Source organism: Azospirillum sp. NS33 (genome assembly GCF_059703765.1).
Genome location: NZ_BAAKJB010000014.1, coordinates 49,332 through 67,946, shown reverse-complemented (window position 1 = coordinate 67,946; position 18,615 = coordinate 49,332). Strand labels below are relative to the sequence as shown.

At 71.8% G+C, this 18,615-nt stretch carries 19 protein-coding genes; 5 read left to right on the top strand and 14 right to left on the bottom strand.

The window, feature by feature from the left end; translation table 11 throughout:
• Positions 1-96 precede the first annotated feature (96 nt).
• Together AC6H2I_RS14180 and acnA are read left to right on the top strand one after the other, a co-directional pair.
• Complete coding sequence (locus tag AC6H2I_RS14180) at positions 97-1,137, top strand: extracellular solute-binding protein (protein WP_497501304.1); 1,041 nt, start codon at positions 97-99, stop codon at positions 1,135-1,137.
• Between the two features lie 149 nt (positions 1,138-1,286).
• Positions 1,287-3,980 (top strand): aconitate hydratase AcnA, encoded by a 2,694-nt coding sequence (gene acnA / locus AC6H2I_RS14175; protein ID WP_497501303.1) that lies wholly within the window; start codon positions 1,287-1,289, stop codon positions 3,978-3,980.
• A gap of 23 nt (positions 3,981-4,003) precedes the next feature.
• On the opposite strand, the gene AC6H2I_RS14170 is transcribed toward acnA, so the two are convergent.
• From AC6H2I_RS14170 to AC6H2I_RS14145, 6 genes are all read right to left on the bottom strand, one after another.
• A complete protein-coding gene (locus AC6H2I_RS14170; RefSeq protein ID WP_497501302.1) occupies positions 4,004-4,684 on the bottom strand; it encodes a helix-turn-helix transcriptional regulator in 681 nt (226 codons plus the stop codon).
• 12 nt (positions 4,685-4,696) lie between these two features.
• Positions 4,697-5,077: a VOC family protein gene (locus AC6H2I_RS14165; protein WP_497501301.1), complete on the bottom strand. Its 381-nt coding sequence runs from the start codon at positions 5,075-5,077 to the stop codon at positions 4,697-4,699.
• Between the two features lie 99 nt (positions 5,078-5,176).
• Entirely contained in the window at positions 5,177-5,941 is a 765-nt protein-coding gene (locus tag AC6H2I_RS14160) for a phosphatase PAP2 family protein (RefSeq protein ID WP_497501300.1), read from the bottom strand.
• A 43-nt stretch (positions 5,942-5,984) separates the two neighbouring features.
• Positions 5,985-7,076: a hypothetical protein gene (locus AC6H2I_RS14155; RefSeq protein WP_497501299.1), complete on the bottom strand. Its 1,092-nt coding sequence runs from the start codon at positions 7,074-7,076 to the stop codon at positions 5,985-5,987.
• A 194-nt stretch (positions 7,077-7,270) separates the two neighbouring features.
• Positions 7,271-7,489, bottom strand: coding sequence for a DUF1150 family protein (locus AC6H2I_RS14150; protein ID WP_497501298.1), 219 nt, complete (start codon positions 7,487-7,489; stop codon positions 7,271-7,273).
• Positions 7,490-7,548: 59 nt separating this feature from the next.
• Positions 7,549-8,031: an Hsp20 family protein gene (locus AC6H2I_RS14145; RefSeq protein WP_497501297.1), complete on the bottom strand. Its 483-nt coding sequence runs from the start codon at positions 8,029-8,031 to the stop codon at positions 7,549-7,551.
• Positions 8,032-8,318: 287 nt separating this feature from the next.
• Here AC6H2I_RS14145 and AC6H2I_RS14140 point away from each other — a divergent pair, with 287 nt between their 5' ends.
• Entirely contained in the window at positions 8,319-8,825 is a 507-nt protein-coding gene (locus AC6H2I_RS14140; RefSeq protein WP_497501296.1) for a peptidoglycan-binding domain-containing protein, read from the top strand.
• Positions 8,826-8,991: 166 nt separating this feature from the next.
• On the opposite strand, the gene AC6H2I_RS14135 is transcribed toward AC6H2I_RS14140, so the two are convergent.
• The 8 genes from AC6H2I_RS14135 to AC6H2I_RS14100 form a co-directional block, all read right to left on the bottom strand.
• Positions 8,992-10,101, bottom strand: a complete 1,110-nt coding sequence (locus AC6H2I_RS14135; RefSeq protein WP_497501295.1) for an NAD(P)/FAD-dependent oxidoreductase — start codon at positions 10,099-10,101, stop codon at positions 8,992-8,994.
• A 44-nt stretch (positions 10,102-10,145) separates the two neighbouring features.
• A complete protein-coding gene (locus tag AC6H2I_RS14130; protein ID WP_497501294.1) occupies positions 10,146-10,802 on the bottom strand; it encodes a NapC/NirT family cytochrome c in 657 nt (218 codons plus the stop codon).
• 22 nt (positions 10,803-10,824) lie between these two features.
• Entirely contained in the window at positions 10,825-11,298 is a 474-nt protein-coding gene (locus AC6H2I_RS14125) for a nitrate reductase cytochrome c-type subunit (protein WP_497501293.1), read from the bottom strand.
• Positions 11,295-12,209 carry a quinol dehydrogenase ferredoxin subunit NapH gene (gene napH / locus AC6H2I_RS14120; protein ID WP_497501292.1) on the bottom strand — a complete coding sequence of 305 codons (915 nt, stop codon included), beginning with the start codon at positions 12,207-12,209 and terminating at the stop codon, positions 11,295-11,297. Before napH ends, AC6H2I_RS14125 begins: the two co-directional genes overlap by 4 nt.
• The gene (napG, locus tag AC6H2I_RS14115; RefSeq protein ID WP_497501291.1) at positions 12,206-12,982 is read right to left on the bottom strand and encodes a ferredoxin-type protein NapG; all 777 of its coding nucleotides are present in this window, start codon (positions 12,980-12,982) and stop codon (positions 12,206-12,208) included. Before napG ends, napH begins: the two co-directional genes overlap by 4 nt.
• A gap of 61 nt (positions 12,983-13,043) precedes the next feature.
• Positions 13,044-15,539, bottom strand: coding sequence for a nitrate reductase catalytic subunit NapA (napA, locus tag AC6H2I_RS14110; protein WP_497501290.1), 2,496 nt, complete (start codon positions 15,537-15,539; stop codon positions 13,044-13,046).
• Positions 15,536-15,859, bottom strand: a complete 324-nt coding sequence (locus AC6H2I_RS14105) for a chaperone NapD (protein ID WP_497501289.1) — start codon at positions 15,857-15,859, stop codon at positions 15,536-15,538. The genes napA and AC6H2I_RS14105 overlap by 4 nt, the downstream gene beginning before the upstream one ends.
• Positions 15,850-16,182, bottom strand: a complete 333-nt coding sequence (locus AC6H2I_RS14100; protein WP_497501288.1) for a 4Fe-4S binding protein — start codon at positions 16,180-16,182, stop codon at positions 15,850-15,852. Before AC6H2I_RS14100 ends, AC6H2I_RS14105 begins: the two co-directional genes overlap by 10 nt.
• A gap of 217 nt (positions 16,183-16,399) precedes the next feature.
• Here AC6H2I_RS14100 and AC6H2I_RS14095 point away from each other — a divergent pair, with 217 nt between their 5' ends.
• Both AC6H2I_RS14095 and fixJ read left to right on the top strand, forming a co-directional pair.
• Positions 16,400-17,977 (top strand): PAS domain-containing sensor histidine kinase, encoded by a 1,578-nt coding sequence (locus AC6H2I_RS14095; RefSeq protein ID WP_497501287.1) that lies wholly within the window; start codon positions 16,400-16,402, stop codon positions 17,975-17,977.
• Positions 17,967-18,614, top strand: coding sequence for a response regulator FixJ (gene fixJ, locus AC6H2I_RS14090; protein ID WP_497501286.1), 648 nt, complete (start codon positions 17,967-17,969; stop codon positions 18,612-18,614). Before AC6H2I_RS14095 ends, fixJ begins: the two co-directional genes overlap by 11 nt.
• The last annotated feature ends 1 nt before the right edge of the window (position 18,615 follow it).

Here is an 18,615-nt window from a genome sequence, read left to right as displayed (position 1 = left end):
GACGGTGGGAATGGTGTGGGGTGGTCGGAGGCAACATCGTATCATCCCGCGGGCATGGATCATCCGAAATCTCGTACGGGAACAGGAGGGGGCGTCATGATGCGCGCGAGACTGGTGGTGTTGGCGATCCTCTGCTGCGTCGTGCAAACCGTCCCCTCCGGGGCGACGGAGATCCGGATGCTCACCTGGGACAGCTATGTCGCGCCCGCGGTGATCGACAAGTTCGCGCGGGAGACGGGAATCCGCGTCGTCATCGACCCGGTCGTCTCGATCAGCGAGATGCGGGAGAAGTTCCGCGCCGCGCCGGCCTCCTACGACCTGATCAACCCGCCCGACTACGAGGTTCCGGTTCTCGCCCGCGACGGTCTGCTGGAGCGGATCGACGCCTTCGGGCTGCCGGGTTACGTCAACATCCTCGACGGCTGGCGCTCGCCGCCCTACGACCGCGAGAACGAGTGGAGCGTGCCTTTCCTGTGGGGAACCACGTCGCTGGTGGTCGACACCGACCTGTGGTCCGGCCCCCTGGACAGCGTCTCGCTGCTGTTCGACCCGCCGCCGGCGCTGGCCGGCAAGGTGGGGTTCCTGGCCGGCGCCGAGGAGACGCTGCGCCTGGCCCTGCTGCACCTCGGCCTGCCCCAGTGCACCTCCGACCCGGCCCATCTGGAGCGGGCGCTGGCCCTGGTGCGGCCGCTGCTCGCCGCCGACCGCGTCTACACCATCACCACCGCGGTCGACGCCCTGGCCAGCGACCGCATCGCCGTCGGCGTCGCCTGGAACGGCGACGCGCTGAAGGCGCGCGCGCTCAAGCCCAGCCTGCGCTACGTCTATCCGAAGGAGGGGCTGATCATCTGGTCCGACGCCCTGCTGGTGCCGCGCGGCGCCCGCCACCGCGCCGAGGCGCTGCTGTTCGTCGACTTCATGCTGCAGCCGGAGAACGCCGCGTTGCAGAGCAATTTCACCCGCTACGCCAACGCCGTGCGCGGGTCGGACGGGTGGATGGACGGCGAATTGCTGGACGCGCCGGAGGTCATCGTGCCGTCCCACGTCCGCATCCGGTTCTTCCGGTCCTGCGACAGCGAGCAGCTCGGCCTCTACGCCCAGACCTGGGACCCGGTGCTGCGCGAGCTGCTGCCCTGACCCGCCGCCGCGCTGCGCCTTTGATTCCCGCCCCTGCGCGCCCTATCTCCGTGATAACGGCCGCGGTCGCGGCTGCTGCCGCCGTCCCGCGCGCACAGCGATGCGGCGCCCTTTCGACCAGGGCCCGACGACGAAATGGAGGCGTTCCCGTGACGACGTTCACCGGCCAGGATACGTTGAACACCCGCCGCACGCTCACCGTGGGCGGTAGGACGTACGATTATTTCAGCCTGTCGGCGGCCGAGGAGGCCGGGCTGGGCGACGTCTCGCGGCTTCCCTTCTCGCTGAAGGTGCTGCTGGAGAACCTGCTGCGGTTCGAGGATGGACGGTCGGTGTCCGTGGAGGACGTCAAGGCGGTGGCCGCCTGGCTGGAGGACCGCCGCTCCGACCGCGAGATCGCCTACCGGCCGGCGCGGGTGCTGATGCAGGACTTCACCGGCGTTCCCGCGGTGTGTGACCTCGCGGCCATGCGCGAGGCGATGGCCGACCTCGGCGGCGATCCCACGAAGATCAACCCGCTGGTGCCGGTCGACCTGGTCATCGACCACTCGGTGATGGTCGATTTCTTCGGCACCGCGGACGCCTTCACCCGCAACGTCGCCATGGAGTTCGAGCGCAACCACGAGCGCTACGCGTTCCTGCGCTGGGGCCAGAAGGCCTTCGACAACTTCCGCGTGGTGCCGCCCGGCACCGGCATCTGCCACCAGGTGAACGTCGAGTACCTGGCGCAGACGGTGTGGAGCGACAGCGACCCCGCCGGCCGCCCGGTCGCCTACCCCGACACGCTGGTCGGCACCGACAGCCACACCACCATGGTCAACGGCCTGGGCGTGCTCGGCTGGGGCGTCGGCGGCATCGAGGCGGAGGCGGCCATGCTGGGCCAGCCCATCTCGATGCTGATCCCCGAGGTCATCGGCTTCAAGCTGACCGGCCGGCTGAAGGAGGGGGCGACGGCCACCGACCTGGTGCTGACCGTCACCCAGATGCTGCGCAAAAAGGGCGTGGTCGGCAAGTTCGTGGAGTTCTTCGGCCCCGGCCTCGACCACCTGTCGCTGGCCGACCGCGCCACCATCGGCAACATGGCCCCGGAATACGGCGCCACCTGCGGCATCTTCCCGGTCGACGCGGAGACCGTGCGCTACCTCACCTTCAGCGGCCGCGACCCGGAGCGGGTGGCGTTGGTCGAGGCCTACGCCCGCGCCCAGGGCATGTGGCGCGAGGCCGGAACGCCGGACCCGGTGTTCTCGGAGACCCTGGAACTCGACCTCGCCGCCGTCGAGCCGTCGCTGGCCGGCCCGAAGCGGCCCCAGGATCGCATCCCCCTGTCCGGCGCCGCCGCCGCCTTCGCCGCGGACCTGACCGGCACCTTCAAGGCCGAGGCCCCGGCCCGCGCCGTGCCGGTGGACGGCGCCGACTACGCCCTCGAGCAGGGGGCGGTGGTGATCGCGGCCATCACCTCGTGCACCAACACCTCCAACCCGGCGGTGATGATCGCCGCCGGCCTCGTCGCCAAGAAGGCGGTGGAGAAGGGGCTGGCCAGCAAGCCCTGGGTCAAGACGTCCCTGGCCCCGGGGTCCCAGGTGGTGACCGACTACCTGGAGAAGGCGGGGCTGCAAACCTCCCTGGACCAGCTCGGCTTCACCCTGGCCGGCTACGGCTGCACCACCTGCATCGGCAACTCCGGCCCGCTGCCGGAGCCGATCGCCGCGGCGGTGGAGGAGGGCGACCTGGTGGTCGCCGCGGTGCTCTCGGGCAACCGCAACTTCGAGGGGCGGGTCAACCCGCACACCCGGGCCAACTACCTCGCCTCGCCGCCGCTGTGCGTCGCCTACGCGCTGGCCGGCAACATGAAGATCGACCTCGTGACCGAGCCGCTCGGCACCGGGCGGGACGGCCGGCCGGTCTACCTCAAGGACATCTGGCCGACCGTGCAGGAGGTGAACGCCGCGATCGCCGCCAACGTCACCCCGGAGATGTTCCGCACCCGCTACTCCGACGTGTTCAAGGGGCCGGAGGAGTGGCGGTCCATCGCCACCGCCGAGGGGCAGACCTACCAGTGGCAGGAGGGCTCCACCTACGTGAAGCTGCCGCCGCTGTTCACCGACATGCCGCGCGAGCCCAAGCCGGCGGAGAACGTCAAGGGGGCGCGGCTGCTGGCGCTGCTGGGCGATTCGATCACCACCGACCACATCTCCCCGGCCGGCTCCATCAAGAAGACGAGCCCGGCCGGCGAGTACCTGCTGGGCTACCAGGTGCGGCCCCAGGACTTCAACTCCTACGGCTCGCGCCGCGGCAACCACGAAGTGATGATGCGCGGCACCTTCGCCAACATCCGCATCCGCAACGAGCTGCTGCCCGGCGTCGAGGGCGGCGAGACCCGGCACTTCCCGTCCGGCGAGCGCATGCCGATCTACACCGCGGCCATGCGCTACGCCGACGAGGGGGTGCCGCTGGTGGTGGTGGCCGGCAAGGAATACGGCACGGGGTCGTCGCGCGACTGGGCGGCCAAGGGCACCATGCTGCTGGGCATCAGGGCGGTGGTCGCCGAGAGCTTCGAGCGCATCCACCGCTCCAACCTCGTCGGCATGGGCGTGCTGCCGCTGCAGTTCAAGGACGGGACGACACGCCAGACCCTGGAGCTCGACGGCAGCGAGACCTTCGACATCGCCGGCATCGAGGCGGGGCTGCGGCCGCGCCAGGACGTGGCGGTGACCATCACCCGTGCCGACGGCCGGCAGGAGACGGTGACCCTGCTGTGCCGAATCGACACCCTGGACGAGGTCGAATACTACCGCAACGGCGGGGTTCTCAACTTCGTGTTGCGCAATCTCGCCCAGGCGTGACGGCAGACGGACCACTGCCGCCCCTATCCGGAGCGGCAGTGGTCCAGATAGTCCTCCAGCCCTTGCCCCGGCCCCTCGGCGAAGCCGCGCTCCAGGGCGCGGACCTCGCTCATGCGGTCGACCCGGAAGGTGCGGAAGCCGTCGCGCAACTCGCACCAGCCGGCCAGCGTCCACACCTTGCCCCAGAAGAACAGCCCCAGCGGCCGCACCGATCGGGTGGAGGCACCGCCATCCTCGCGGGTGTAGTCGAAGGCGACGACGCGCCGGGCGTTGATGGCCAGCCGCACCGCGTCCAGCCGCTCGCCGAGGTCCGGCGACAGGGAGGTTTCCGGGGCGAACAGCCGCGGCGCCGTCAGGTCGGGCCGGCGCTGGGCGGGCACCGCCGATTCGATCTTGTCGAGCGCCTCGGCCGCGGCGGCGGCGAGCGCACCGCCGGCCGACGCCCTCACCAGGCGGGCGCCGACCACCAGGGCCTCGATCTCCTCGTGGGTGAACATGAGCGGCGGCAGGTCGTAGCCGTCCCGCAGGAGGTAGCCGACGCCCGCCTCGCCCTCCACCGGCACGCCGCTGGCGGCGAGGTCCCGCAGGTCGCGGTAGACGGTGCGTTCGGAGACCTCCAGCGCATGCGCCAGCCCCGCCGCGGTGACGAGCCGTCCCTTGCGCAGGATCTGGACGATGCGGAACAGGCGGTCGGCGCGGCGCATGGCGGGCGGCTTCTACTGCGGCGAGTGCAGGCCGATGCGGTTGCCCTCGGTGTCGACCACGTGGGCGAAGTGGCCGATCCCTTCGGCGATCAGGGTCTTCGGCACCACGACCCGGCCGCCGGCCTCCCACACCCGGGCCAGGGGGGCGGCGAGGTCGCTGCCGCCGTTGAGGTAGACGACGGCGCCGGCGCCGCCCGGGGTGAAGCCCTCGCCGGCGATCACGCAGCCCTTGACGGCGCCCTCCGCGGCGGGAAAGACGGCCATCACGGTGCCGGTGGACGGGCAGCGTTCCTCGACCAGGCGCACCTGGAAAACGGCTTCGTAGAACCGCACGGCCCGGGGGAAGTCGGCGGCGGGGATTTCGAACCAGACGGCCACGTTGGCGGTGTTCATCGCGGGATCCTCGACGGTTGGGGGGTGACGGGGTGGGGATGATCGCAGTGGCGTGCCGGCACGCCCCCCTTCTAGCACCCCCCTCCTGACAGCGTTCTGTCAGGAGGGTGGCCCCGCCGCGCCGGTCGCCCGATCCATTCCGCCGCGCCGCTGCAACGCCCGCGCCACCAGCCACACCACCAGCGCCCATCCCGCGCCGACCGTCCATCCCGCCAGCACGTCGGTGGGCCAGTGGACGCCGAGATAGACGCGGCTGACCCCGACCATCACGGCGACCAGCGCCGCCGACGCCAGGAGATAGGCCTTGATCCGCGGGTTGGGCTCGATGCGCGCCAGCAGCGCCCCCAGGGTCAGGTAGGTCACCGCCGACATCATCGAATGGCCGCTGGGGAAGCTGGCGGTGTAGACGTAGGCGCCGTGGGGGACCAGGTCGGGCCGCGGCCGCTCGAACACGCTCTTGAGCACGGTGCTGACGAGCATGCCGCCGCCCACCGAAACCGTCAGGAGCCCGACCGTGCGCCACAGCCGCCGCATCGCCAGATACCCGGCCACCGCCAGGGTGAACAGGGTCAGAACCCCCATGCTGCCGAGCGCCGTGATGTCGCGCCCGGTTTCTTCCAGCCAGCGCGGACCCAGCGGGTCGGACAGATCGTCGGCGGCGCGCAGGGCCAGCAGAATCGCGCGGTCGAAGGCCTCGGTCTCGCCCTCCACCACCTCGTCCGCCAGCGAGACGAACGCCCAGATGCTGCCGGCGGTCAGCAGCAGCAGGACCACCGTGCCCAGGCCGACGCGCTCGGCGTAGGGAATGCGCGCCAGCCAGGCACGCGCGACGGACCGCCAGGTGGCGCCAGTGCCGTCAGCCATGCCCCGCCCCCTCCGTCACGCCATGCCCCTTACGCCCCGGCCGTCACGATATGGCGGAGCGCGCCGAGGTTTCCAGCGACTTGATGTGGGACAGACCGGGAAGGATCTCCGACTTGATGAACTCCATCCGCCGGTTGGGGCCGCCGCCGCCGCGCGCGAAGCGCGCTTTCCACAGATCCATCTTCACCGCCAGGCCGCACAGCACCCCGCCGATGGTCACGTGGTGCGAGGTGATGAGCTCGCGGATGCTGTGGAAGGTCTCGGCGTTGATGTCACGCCAGAAGTCCTTCGTCCGGTTGTCGAAGCTCTCGAACCGGCCGGTGATCGAGGTGGAGATGTCGGTCAGGTCGCGGGCGATGTCGTCGAGGATCTTGCTTTGGCGGAAGTCGCGCTTGACCTCGGAGGACTCACGCACTTCGGACATCCAGGTGAGGAAGCGCTGAACCTCGGGAACGATCGTGTCCAGGCATTTGCGGAAATACGCGAGCGACAGGAAGATATCGCCGTATTCCTCGAGGAAGTTGGGGATGTCCATCAGCTCGATGTCGAGCCGGTCGGCCATCACCCGCAGATTGCGGAGCGCCTCGTCCCGGTTGGGATGGGCGAACATGCCGATGAGGTCGTCGACGTCGCCGATCTGCAGTTCTTCGCCACCGTACACATATTCGATCAGCGGGCGCGTGAAGACCCGCATGTATTCCGTCAGCTCCGCCCGCTTCCTGGGCGACAGGACCAGCGACTCGTGGTCGTTCACCTTGATGTTGAGGCGGCGCAGCTCGATTCGCGACGAATAGACGTCGAAGCTGGCGGCCTGGCTGATCTTGTCGATCTTCACCAGGTCGCGTTCGATTTCCTCCTTGTGGGATTCGAAATAGACGGAAATCTGGTGCGGGGCGACCTGGCCGCTGCCGGTCTGGGCGTCGTTGAACATCTCCACGACCGTCTGCAGCCGCACGTTCTTGATCAGCCGCGCGTGCTGGAGGCCGGGGGTTTCCAGGGGAATCGCCCGCAAGGGGAGGATGTGCAGGGAATCGCGCGCCTCCTCGTCCCGCCCCAGCCCGCCGGTTCCGGCGTGCCCGGCCGATCCGGCCTCGTCGTTCTCGTGCGCCTCGCTCGACGTCGCACCTCCATCCACGGCCGCTCTCCTTGCCGCACCGGCCGGCGGGGTGCTGGCCCGTGGCGGCTGGTGGTATCGCCGGCGACAAGTATGCGCACCGACGGCCGCCGCTCTCAACCCCCCGCGTCAACCGGCCCCCGCGTCAACCGGCCCCGTCGGAGCGGGGCGGGGCCGGGGGCGGGGCAGGGGTGTCGGGCGCAGCGGGTGCGGGATCAGTGAACGCTGACCGGCTCCATGTCGTGCTGGCGCACGGCGGCGAAGGCGATCTCGCGGTTGGGCAGGACGGTCAGGGGGGTGCCGTCGGCGGCGTGGACCGAGAAGGTGATCGCGCCGTCGGCGTCGATCTCCTTGACATAGGCCACGTGGTCGACGCCGAACGCGGCGAAGTCCTCGGGGGAGAGCAGGTGCAGCGTCTGTGTGGCGATGTTCATGTCGGACTCATTTCGTCGAATAAGGATCTGCGGGGGGTGCGCCGGCGGGAACCGGCCCGTCACGCCTCCTGCGGGGGCTCCGGTGACACGTCGATGTGCTGCGGGCCCTGGGCGCGCCCGGCGCCCTTGCCGGCCTGGTGGATGGCGATCGTCCGCACCTTCGGCTCCGGCATCGGCCGCACCAGGTCGATGTTGAGAAGGCCGTTGTCCAGCGTGGCGCCGACCACCTCGATGCCCTCGGCCAGGACGAAACTGCGCTGGAACTGCCGGGCGGCGATGCCGCGGTGCAGGAACACCCGCGCCTTGTCGTCCTGCTGCCGGCCGCGGATCACGAGCTGGTTGTCCTCGATCTGGACCGAGAGGTCCTCGTTGGTGAAGCCGGCGACCGCCAGGGTGATGCGCAGCCCGTCGTCACTGGTCTGCTCGATGTTGTACGGCGGATACCCTTCGGCCGAGCTCTTGGCGATGCGGTCCAGGGTGCGCTCGAACTGGTCGAAGCCGAGCAGAAGGGGACTGTTGAACAGGGAGACACGAGTCGACATGGCGCTTCCTCCTCGGGAGCGAGCGAGTAGCAGGAGGGCCCAATCAAGCGGCGCCCGGTTGCGATGCGGGGTGGCCCGGGCGAGCCCGGCGCCATCCCCCGATGCAATAGATGGGGGACGCGACGGAACGGTCAAGATGGCGGCCCCCGGCGCCCGCCCCTTTGAGCGTACGCCCAAAGAGATGGGGGCGGCTTTGCCGGCATCGCCTGTTGATCGTTGACCTGCCGCCGCCGAAACCCTCGGGACCGCGGCGGCGGGCTTTGACTTCCTATCGGAGGAAAACAATCATGCGTGCACGCCGTATCCTCTTCGCAGCCGTGGCCGCCGGGGCCCTGTCCGTTTCGGGCGCCGCCCTCGCCGCGGGCGACGGCAGCAGCGCCATGGGCCAGAACACCCTGATGACGACCGGCGTCTCGCCCGACACGGCGCTGAGCGAGATCGAGGTCCGCGACATCCAGAACGCCCTCAACAACGCCGGCCACGACGTCACCGTCGACGGCCGCTGGGGCGACGAGACCAAGGCCGCCCTGTCCGACTTCCAGCGCGCCCAGGGGCTGACCGTGAGCGGCCTTCCCGACAAGGAGACGAAGGAGGCTCTGTCCAGCGTCGGGTCGTTCTCGTCCAATGCCTATGGCACCGGCGGCAGCGCCGGCCCGTCGGTGGGCACCGGCACGTCCGGTCTGACCGGCATGAGCGGCAAGGCCATGGCGCCTTCGCTGCCCGGCCGCGAGGGCGAAGCCGTCAGCGGCAACAGCTCGGGCGCGGTGCATCCCAGCACCCCGGACTCGCAGTAAGGAGACCGCCGCCCCGTCCAGGGGCGGCACCCCGGCCCACGCGGCCCCCGCCGGACCACCGGCGGGGGCCGTTGGCGTTGGGGCCGGCCGGATCACCCGGGCGCGGCGGCCGCCGGTTCCTCGAGCGCGGCCGCCGCCGTGTCATTCAAGCGCGGCCGCCGCCGCGTCATTCAAGCGCGGCCGCCGCCGCGTCGGCCAGCGCCAGACACGCGGTCAGCCCCGGCGACTCGATGCCGAACAGGTTGACGAGGCCCGCCAGGCCGTGGTCGCGCGGTCCCTGCACCATGAAGTCCGCCGCCGGGGTGCCGGGGCCGGACAGCTTGGGCCGTATGCCGCAATAGGCGGGGACCAGCGCGCCGTCGGGAAGCCCCGGCCAGTAGCGGCGGATGCTGTCGTAGAAGCGCATGGCGCGCCCGGGATCGACCGTGTGGTCGCAGGCGGTGCCGTCGAGCCATTCCACGTCGGGGCCGAAGCGGGCCTGCCCGGCGAGGTCCAGGGTCAGATGCACGCCCAGCCCGCCGTCCTCCGGCACGGGGTAGACGAGGTGGCGGAACGGCGCCCGCCCGTGTCCCAGCGCATAATAGTTGCCCTTGGCCAGACGCTGCGGCGGGATGGCGCCGGCGGGCAGCCCGTCCAGGGCGCGCGCCACGTCCCAGGCGCCCAGCCCGGCGGCGTTCACCAGCACGCGGCAGCCGAGCCGCATGGGCTCCGCCCCGCCCACCGCCAGCTCGAACCCGTCGGCGCCGGCGCGTCCGCCGGCCAGCGGGCTGCGGAAGGCGATCGCGGCGCCGTTGGCCTCGGCGTCGCCCTGCAGCGCCAGCATCAGCCCGTGGCTGTCGACGATCCCGGTGGACGGGGAGAAGAGGGCGGCGACGGCCTGCAGGTCGGGCTCCAGCGCCCGCACCGCGGCGGCGTCCAGCGGCTCCAGGTCATGGACGCCGTTGGCCGCGGCCTGGCGGCGGATGGCGTCCAGCCGCCCGGCCTGGCCCGCATCCGTCGCCACGATCAGCTTGCCGAGCCGGCGATGGGCGACCCCGTGGTCCCGGCAATAGGCGTAGAGGGCGTCGCGGCCGGCCACGCACAGGCGCGCCTTGAGGGAGCCGGCGGGATAGTAGAGGCCGGCGTGGACGACCTCGGAGTTGCGGGAGCTGGTGCCGGTGCCGATGGCCCCGGCGGCCTCCAGAACCACCACCTCGCGTCCCGCCAGGGCCAACCGCCGGGCCACCGCCAGGCCGACCACGCCGGCCCCGACCACCACGCACTCCACGCGCTCCATCGCGTCCCCTCCGCCGCTGCCGGACCGCGGCACAATGGGGGGGATCAGTGCCCGCCGTCCAGAGCCCGCGCCGCCTCCAGCGCGCCGGCGGGCAGGTTGTGGGCGATCCCCTTGTGGCAGTCGATGCAGGTCTCGCCGCGGGCCGGCGCCTCGAGGTGCAGGGCGCGGGCGCGGGTGCCCTGCATGGCCACGTCCATGGACTGGAAGTTGTGGCAGTTGCGGCACTCCCGGCTGTCCGTCGCCTTCATCGCCCGCCACACGTTGCCGGCCAGCCGCAGGCGCTGGGCCTCGAACGTCTCGGGGGTCGGCATGGAGCCGATGAGGTGGTGGTAGAGCTCCTTGGAGGCCTGGATCTTGCGGATCACCTTGTGGGTCCAGTCCTTGGGCACGTGGCAGTCGGGGCAGGTGGCGCGCACCCCCGACGGGTTGCTGTCGTGCACGCTGCCGCGGTACTCGACGTACACGTTGTCGCGCATCTCGTGGCAGGAGATGCAGAACGCCTCGTTGTTGGTCGCCTCCATCGCCCAGTTGAAGCCGCCCCAGAACAGCACGCCGCCGACCGCACCGGCGATCAGCAGCACGCCCAGCGACCAGCGCAGGCTGGGCCGCCACAGCGTGCGCCACAGCCGCCGCGCCAGGCCCGGGCGGGGGGAGGCGGCGGCGCGGTCGGCGCCGCCGGATGCCGCGGTGTCGGTGGTCATGGCCGGCACTCCTTCCCTGTTCTCAGCGCACCGTCGGCGCGGCGGTGAACGCGTTGTCCACCAGCGGCCTGGCGTCGGTCTGCGGGACGTGGCACTGGGTGCAGAACCAGCGCGTCCCGGCGATCTGGTCGAGGCGGTTGCCCGCGCGGTCGACGTAATGGGTTTCGCTGATCTGCGGCGCCATCATGCGCTTGGCCGTGGACCAGTCGTGGCAGCCCATGCACTGGTTGACGTTGCGGTCGATCTGGTACGCCTCGACGCGGTGCGGGATCAGCGGCGGCTGCTGGCGGAAGTTGCGGGAGTAGCTGCCGCCCTCCTGGTACTTGAACACGGTGATGGCCGGCGCCTGGTCGTCGGCGGGCACGGCGACCGGGCCGCGCAGCGACTGGACCTCGTCGGCCACCGCGTTGGCGGGCGGGATCGGGCCGGTCAGGGCGAGGGCGGACACCAGCGCCAGGCCGGCCGCCGCGGCAATGAAGGTCTTTGGGGATCTCACGGTGCTTCTCCTTGGCGAAGGGGCGGCGCGCCGGCGCCCGCCGCCGGCAGGCGGGGCAGGCGCAGGGCCATGGCGAACACGTCGTGGGGGCACACGTCGATGCAGCGCCCGCACGCGGTGCAGTCGGGGGACAGGATGGCCGGCGCGCCGGGTCCGGTGAGGGCCGGGGCGATGACCTGGGGTTCGGGGCAGACCTGGTAGCAGTCCAGGCAATGGTCGCAGGCGGCGCGCCGCGGCGCCGTCACCGCCAGCTGGCCGAAGCGGCCGATCCGGCCATAGAAGGCGCCGACCGGGCACAGGTGCCCGCACCAGCCGCGCGGCGCCACCGCCAGGTCGAACAGGAACACCGCCACCACCACCGCCCAGCCCGCGCCGGCGGCGGCAAGGCCGCCGAACACCAGGGCGCGGTGCAGCAGGGTGACCGGGTTGACCGCCTCCCACGCCACCACCCCGGTGGTGGCGCTGGCCACCAGGACGGCCGCGAGCAGCCACAGGCGCAGCCGCCGGTTCAGCGCGGTGCCCTCCTTGAGGCCGAGCCGGCGGCGCAGGGCCGCGGCGGCGTCGGTCACCGGATTGACCGGGCACACCCACGCGCAATAGAGGCGCCCGCGCAGCAGCGCGTAGGCGGCCAGCACCAGGGCGCCGCCGAGCAGCGCCGTCGCCGCCGGCCGGTGGCCGGCCAGCAGCGACTGCAGCAGCACCAGCGGGTCGGTGAGGGGCAGCACCCCCAGGGTCTCGCTCGACGCCAGGGTGCCGCGGGCGATCCACAGCCCGGCCAGCGGCCCGCTCAGGAACACGGCGAGGAACGCGGCCTGGGTGGCGCGGCGCGCCACCAGCCAGCGGTGCGAGCGCCACCAGCCCTTGGCCCGCACCGCCGCCGGGCCGGGCCGCCGCTTGGCAGGCGCGCTCATGGCCGGAACTCCCGGTCCAGGGCCGGCGGCGTGTAGCCGCGGTCGGGCAGGTCGATGATGCCGTCCACCAGCGGCCGGCCGCTCCGCCGCTGCTCCTCCCAGCCCAGGCGGTAATGGGCGCCGAGCCGGCCGCGGGCGAGTTCGGCGGGCAGCACCTTGATGGCCGCCTCCTCGAGCACGCAGGACGCCTCGCACTTGCCGCAGCCGGTGCAGACGTCGGTGTGGACCACCGGCAGCATCGAGGCGTGGCGGCCGGTGCGCTCGTTGTGGCGCAGCTCCAGGGTGATCGCCCGGTCGATCAGCGGGCAGACGCGGTAGCAGACGTCGCAGCGCAGCCCGAGGGCGTTCAGGCAGGTTTCATGACCGACCAGCACGGCGCTGCCCATGCGGGCGTCGTCGATGTCGGTCAGCGTCGGCGCCAGCGCCCCGGTGGGGCAGGCGGCGACGCAGGGGATGTCCTCGCACATCTCGCACGGCACGGCCCGCGCCTCGAAATGGGGTGTCCCCGGCGCCGCCGCCTCGCCGAGGTCGGCCAGGCGCAGGGTGTCGTAGGGGCAGGCCCGCACACACAGGCCGCAGCGCACGCACGCGGCGAGGAACTCGGCCTCGGCCAGGGCGCCGGGCGGCCGCAGCGCCGTCGCGGCGAGGCTGCGCGCCGGGGCGGCGACGCGGCCCAGCAGCAGAGCCAGGCACCCGGTGCCGCACGCCACCGCCACCGCCCCGGCGATGACGCGCCGCCGGTCGGGGGCGGGCTTGTCGTGATGCGCGCTCATGGAGGGCACTCCGATCCGGTCCCTCTCCCCCGGCGGCGCCGGGGGAGAGGGCAGGGATACCTCACGCCTGGTCGGTCTTCTCGACCTTGCAGGCGCATTTCTTGAAGTCCGTCTCCTTGGAGATCGGGCAGGTGGCGTCGAGGGTGAGCTTGTTGACCAGCTGGCTCTCGTCGAAGAAGGGGATGAAGACCACCCCCTTGGGCGGCTTGTTGCGCCCCTGGGTCTCGACACGGCTGGTCACCGCGCCGCGCCGGGTCGACAGCTTCACCACCATGCCCCGGCGCAGGCCGCGCGCCGCCGCGTCGTCGGGGTGCATGAACACCACGGCGTTGGGAAAGGCGCGGTGCAGCTCCGGCACCCGGCGGGTCATCGAGCCGGTGTGCCAGTGCTCCAGCACGCGGCCGGTCACCAGCCACAGGTCGAAGGAGTCGTCGGGGCTCTCGGCCGGCGGCTGGTACGGCAGGGCGAAGACGTTGGCGCGGCCGTCCTTGTGGCCGTAGAAGCGCACCCCCTCGCCGGCCGGCACGTAGGGGTCGTAGCCCTCGCGGAAGCGCCACAGGGTCTCCTTGCCCTCGACCACCGGCCAGCGCAGGCCGCGGGCCTTGTGGTAGAGACCGAACGCGGCGAGGTCGTGGCCGTGGCCGCGGCCGAAGGCGGCGTACTCCTCGAACAGCCCCTTCTGCACGTAGAAGCCGAAGGCGCGGGACTCGTCGTTGTCGAACCCCTCCTGCAGCTCGTCCAGCCCGTGCGCGTCGACCTGGCCGTTGGCGTAGAGCACGTCGAACAGGGTCTTGCCGCGCAGCTCCGGCGCCTTGGCCAGCAGCTCCTCCGGCCACACCTCCTCGACCGTGAAGCGCTTGGCGAACTCCATCATCTGCCACAGGTCGGACCGCGATTCGCCGGGTGCCTTGACCTGCTGGCGCCAGAACTGGGTGCGCCGCTCGGCGTTGCCGTAGGCACCCTCCTTCTCCATCCACATGGCGGTGGGCAGGATGAGGTCGGCCGCCAGCGCCGACACCGTGGGGTAGCCGTCGGACACCACCACGAAGTTGCGCGGGTCGCGCCAGCCCGGATAGATCTCGTCGTTGATGTTGGGCCCGGCCTGCATGTTGTTGGTGCAGAGCGTCCAGTAGCAGTTCAGCTTGCCGTCCTTGAGCATCCGGCTCTGCAGCACGGCGTGGTAGCCGGGCTTCTCCGGGATCGTGCCCTCGGGCAGCTTCCAGATCCGCTCGGCGATGGCGCGGTGCCGGGGGTTGCCGACCACCATGTCGGCGGGCAGGCGGTGGGAGAAGGTGCCGACCTCGCGCGCCGTGCCGCAGGCCGAGGGTTGGCCGGTCAGCGAGAACGGCCCGCAGCCCGGCTTCGAGATCTTTCCCGTCAGCAGGTGGACGTTGTAGACGAGGTTGTTGGCCCAGGTGCCGCGGGTGTGCTGGTTGAAGCCCATGGTCCAGTAGGACACCACCTTCACGGCGGGGTCGGCGTAGAGCTCGGCCAGCGCCAGCAGCCGCTCCCGCGGCACGCCCGACAGCTCCGCCACCGCGTCGACGGTGTAGTCCGCGACGAAGGCCTTGAAGGCGGCGAAGTCGATGGGCGCCGAGGCGTTGGCGTCCTTGGCGTCCTTGGCCCCCACCTCCAGCGGGTGGTCGGGGCGCAGCCCGTAGCCGATGTCGGTGACGCCCTGCCTGAAGTTCAGGTGCTTGGCGACGAACGCCTCGTCGACGCGGCCGGTCTGGATGATGTGGTTGGCGATGAAGTTGAGGATCGCCAGGTCGGTCTGCGGCTTGAAGGTGATGGGGATGTCGGCCAGCTCGTAGGAGCGGTGCTCGAAGGTGGAGAGAACGGCGACCTTGCAGTCCGGGTGGGTCAGCCGCCGGTCGGTCAGGCGCGACCACAGGATGGGGTGCATCTCCGCCATGTTGGAGCCCCACAGCACGAAGGCGTCGGCGTGCTCCAGGTCGTCGTAGCAGCCCATCGGCTCGTCGATGCCGAAGGTCCGCATGAAGCCGGCGACGGCCGAGGCCATGCAGTGGCGGGCGTTGGGGTCGAGGTTGTTGGAGCGCAGGCCGGCCTTCATCAGCTTGGCCGCGGCATAGCCCTCCCACACCGTCCACTGGCCCGAGCCGAACATGCCCACGGCGGTCGGGCCGGACGCCTTCAGGGTCTCCTTCCACTTCGCCGCCATGATGTCGAACGCCTCGTCCCACGACACCGGCTCGAAGGCGCCGTCCTTGGCGTAGACCCCGTCCTTCTTGCGCAGCAGCGGCCGGGTCAGCCGGTCCTCGCCGTACAGGATCTTGGACAGGAAATAGCCCTTGATGCAGTTCAGGCCGCGGTTCACGGGGGCGTCGGGGTCGCCCTGGGTGGCGACGATGCGGCCGTCCTTGACGCCGACCAGCACGCCGCAGCCGGTGCCGCAGAAGCGGCAGGCCCCCTTGTCCCAGCGGATGCCGTCGCGCCCGGCCGCGGCGGCGGCCTTGGCGGTGACGGGCAGGCCGGCCACCGCCGCGGTCGCGGCGACGGCGTTGGCTTTCACGAAGTCACGCCTGTTGAGAGTCATGAGGGCATCTCCCCGGACGCGTCGTCGTCCGTCTCGCAGTGGTGGTAGACCAGGGCGGCCGAGGCGACGCCCTCGGTCTTGGTGAGGGTCGTCAGGGTCAGCGCGGCCGGCGTTCCGGCGGTGTCCTCGACGGTGACGACCAGACGGCCGTCGCCTCCGGCGAGGTGGATCTCGACGCCGGGCAGGGCGGCCAGGGCGCGGCGCACCGCGGCGTCCTGCCCGGGCGCGGCGTGCACGAGGACGCCGCAGATGTTGTGCCCGCCGGGGGGCCGGCGGCCCGGCGGCCGGGCCGCCTCGGTGGCGAAACGGGTCACCCGCATGGGGCGGTCTCCTCCTCGGCAAGGGGGGCGCGAAGGGCGATCGCGGCGGTCGGGCAGGGTCCGACGCAGGCGCCGCAGCCGGTGCACAGGGCGGTGTCCACGTCGGGCAGCCAGCGGCCGCGGCCAAGCGGACGGAAGCGGATGGCGCCGGCCGGGCAGTGCTCGCCGCAGACCCGGCACTCCACCGACCCCACGGCGAGGCAGCGCCGCCCGATCTCGGCCTTCGGCGCCGGTGCCGGCACCGGCAACGGCATCGGCCGGAGCGCCGCAGGGGCGGCGGGACGGTGTCGTCGGAACAGAGCGGCGCGGCTGATCCCGGCCATGGCGTGGGGCACTCCCGGTGGCGATGTCCGGGAGTGTCGGCGCCGCGGGAACGGTGGAGCTTGACGGCGGTCAAGCCCGTCCGTGCGACACTTTTACCGCAGGGCGGGGCTCGGCCTTTGGCGGCGTGGCGGCCCGGCACGCAGGCCGTCGTTGACCCTTCACGAGAGTCAACTATGCTCACTTGCGGGCGGCAACACACGTCGAGGGTGAAGCGCAGTGCGGGGTGAGGAGGAGGGGCGGGCCGGCAACCTGCTGGCGCGTTTCCAGGCCATGATCGACACGGTGCCGGACGGCGTGATGGTGATCGACGCCGTCGGCACGGTGCAGAACTACAACCCGGCCTGCGAACGCCTGTTCGGCTGGCGGGCCGAGGAGGTGCTCGGCCGGAACGTGGCGATGCTGATGCCGGCGCCCTACCGCCAGGAGCACGACGGCTATCTCGGCCGCTACCTCGCCACCGGGGAGCGGCGGATCATCGGCATCGGCCGCGAGGTCACCGGCCTGCGCAAGGACGGTTCGACCTTCCCGATGGAGCTGGCGGTGGGCGAGGCGGGGCAGGACGGCGCACCCGCCTTCATCGGCATCGTCCGCGACCTGACCGAGCGCAAGCGGGCGGAGTCGGAGGTGCGCGAGCGCGAGGCGCGGCTCACCTCGATTCTCGAGACGGTGCCCGACGCCATCATCGTCATCGGCGAGCGCGGCGCCATCGAGTCCTTCAGCCCGGCGGCGGAGCGGCTGTTCGGCTTCACCGCCGCCGAGGTCCTGGGCCGCAACGTCAGCGTGCTGATGCCGCAGCCCTACCGCGACCAGCACGACGCCTATCTCGCGCGCTACCTGGCCACGGGCGAGCGGCGGATCATCGGCATCGGCCGGGTGGTGTCGGGGCGGCGGGCCGACGGCTCGGTGTTTCCGATGGAGTTGGCGGTGGGCGAGGTGTCGATCGGCGGCCGGCGCCTGTTCACCGGCTTCGTGCGCGACCTCACGGAACGGCAGGCCACGGAGAAGCGCCTGCAGGAGCTGCAGGGCGAGCTGCTGCACGTGAGCCGGGTCAGCGCGATGGGGCAGATGGCCTCGACGCTGGCCCACGAGCTGAACCAGCCGCTGACCGCGGTGATCAACTACGCCAAGGCGGTCAAGCGCATGCTGGCCTCCCTGGAGGGGCCGGCGGCGGACAAGGTCGCGGACACCATGGACAAGGCGGTGGCCCAGGCGACGCGGGCCGGCCAGATCATCCGCCGCCTGCGCGCCTTCATCGAGAAGGGCCACACCGATCGCACGGTGGAGCCCCTGAACAAGGTGGTGGAGGAGGCGGCCTCCCTGGCCCTGGTCGGCGCCAAGGAGACGGGCATCCGCGTCCATTACGCCTTCGACCCCGACGATCCCCTGGTGCTGGTGGACAAGGTGCAGATCCAGCAGGTGGTGCTCAACCTCGTGCGCAACGCGGCCGAGGCGATGGCCGGCGGGGCGCGGCGCGAAATGGTGATCGGCACCGGGTGGTCGGCGGAGCAGCCCGACCTTCTGGAGGTCGCGGTGTCGGACACCGGGCCGGGCATCGACGCGGCGGTGATGGCCCAGCTTTTCCAGCCCTTCGTGACCACCAAGGAGAAGGGCATGGGGCTCGGCCTGTCGATCTGCCGCTCCATCGTCGAGGCCCATGGCGGCCGGCTGTGGCCGGATGCGCGGGCCGAGGGCGGCACGGTGTTCCGCTTCACCGTGCAGTCCGGCGAGATCGCGGACGCCGAGGCTCCGGGTGGCGCGAAACCGGCGGATGAGGAGGCCGATCATGGCCATTGAGCCGACGGTGTTCGTGATCGACGACGACGACGCCGTCCGCGACTCCCTGGCCGTGCTGCTGGACAGCGCCGGGTTCGTGGTGGAGGCCTTCGCCTCGCCCGCCGCCTTCCTGGACTCCGACGCGCCGTCGCGTCCCGGCTGCCTGGTGACCGATGTGCGGATGCCCGGCATGAGCGGCCTGGACCTTCAGGAGACGCTGGCGCGGCGCGGCGCGGCGCTGCCGGTGATCGTCATCACCGGCCACGCCGACGTGCCGCTGGCGGTGCGGGCGATGAAATCGGGCGCGGTGGACTTCATCGAGAAGCCGTTCGACGACGACACGCTGATCGCCGGGGTGCGCACGGCGCTGGCCCGCGCCGCCACCGGCGAGGCGCCGCCCGCGGGTGCGGCGGCGGGCCTTCCGGCGTGCCCGCCGGAGGTGCTGGAGCGGCTGTCCAGCCTGACGCCGCGCGAGCGCGAGGTGCTCGCCGGCATGGTCGCCGGCAAGTCCAACAAGGTGATCGCCTACGATCTCGCCATCAGCCCGCGCACGGTGGAGATCCACCGCGCCCGGGTGATGGACAAGATGCAGGCCGACAGCCTGCCGCAGCTCGTGCGCCTGTCCCTGGCGGCGGGGTTGGCGCCCGACGAGGCGTGAG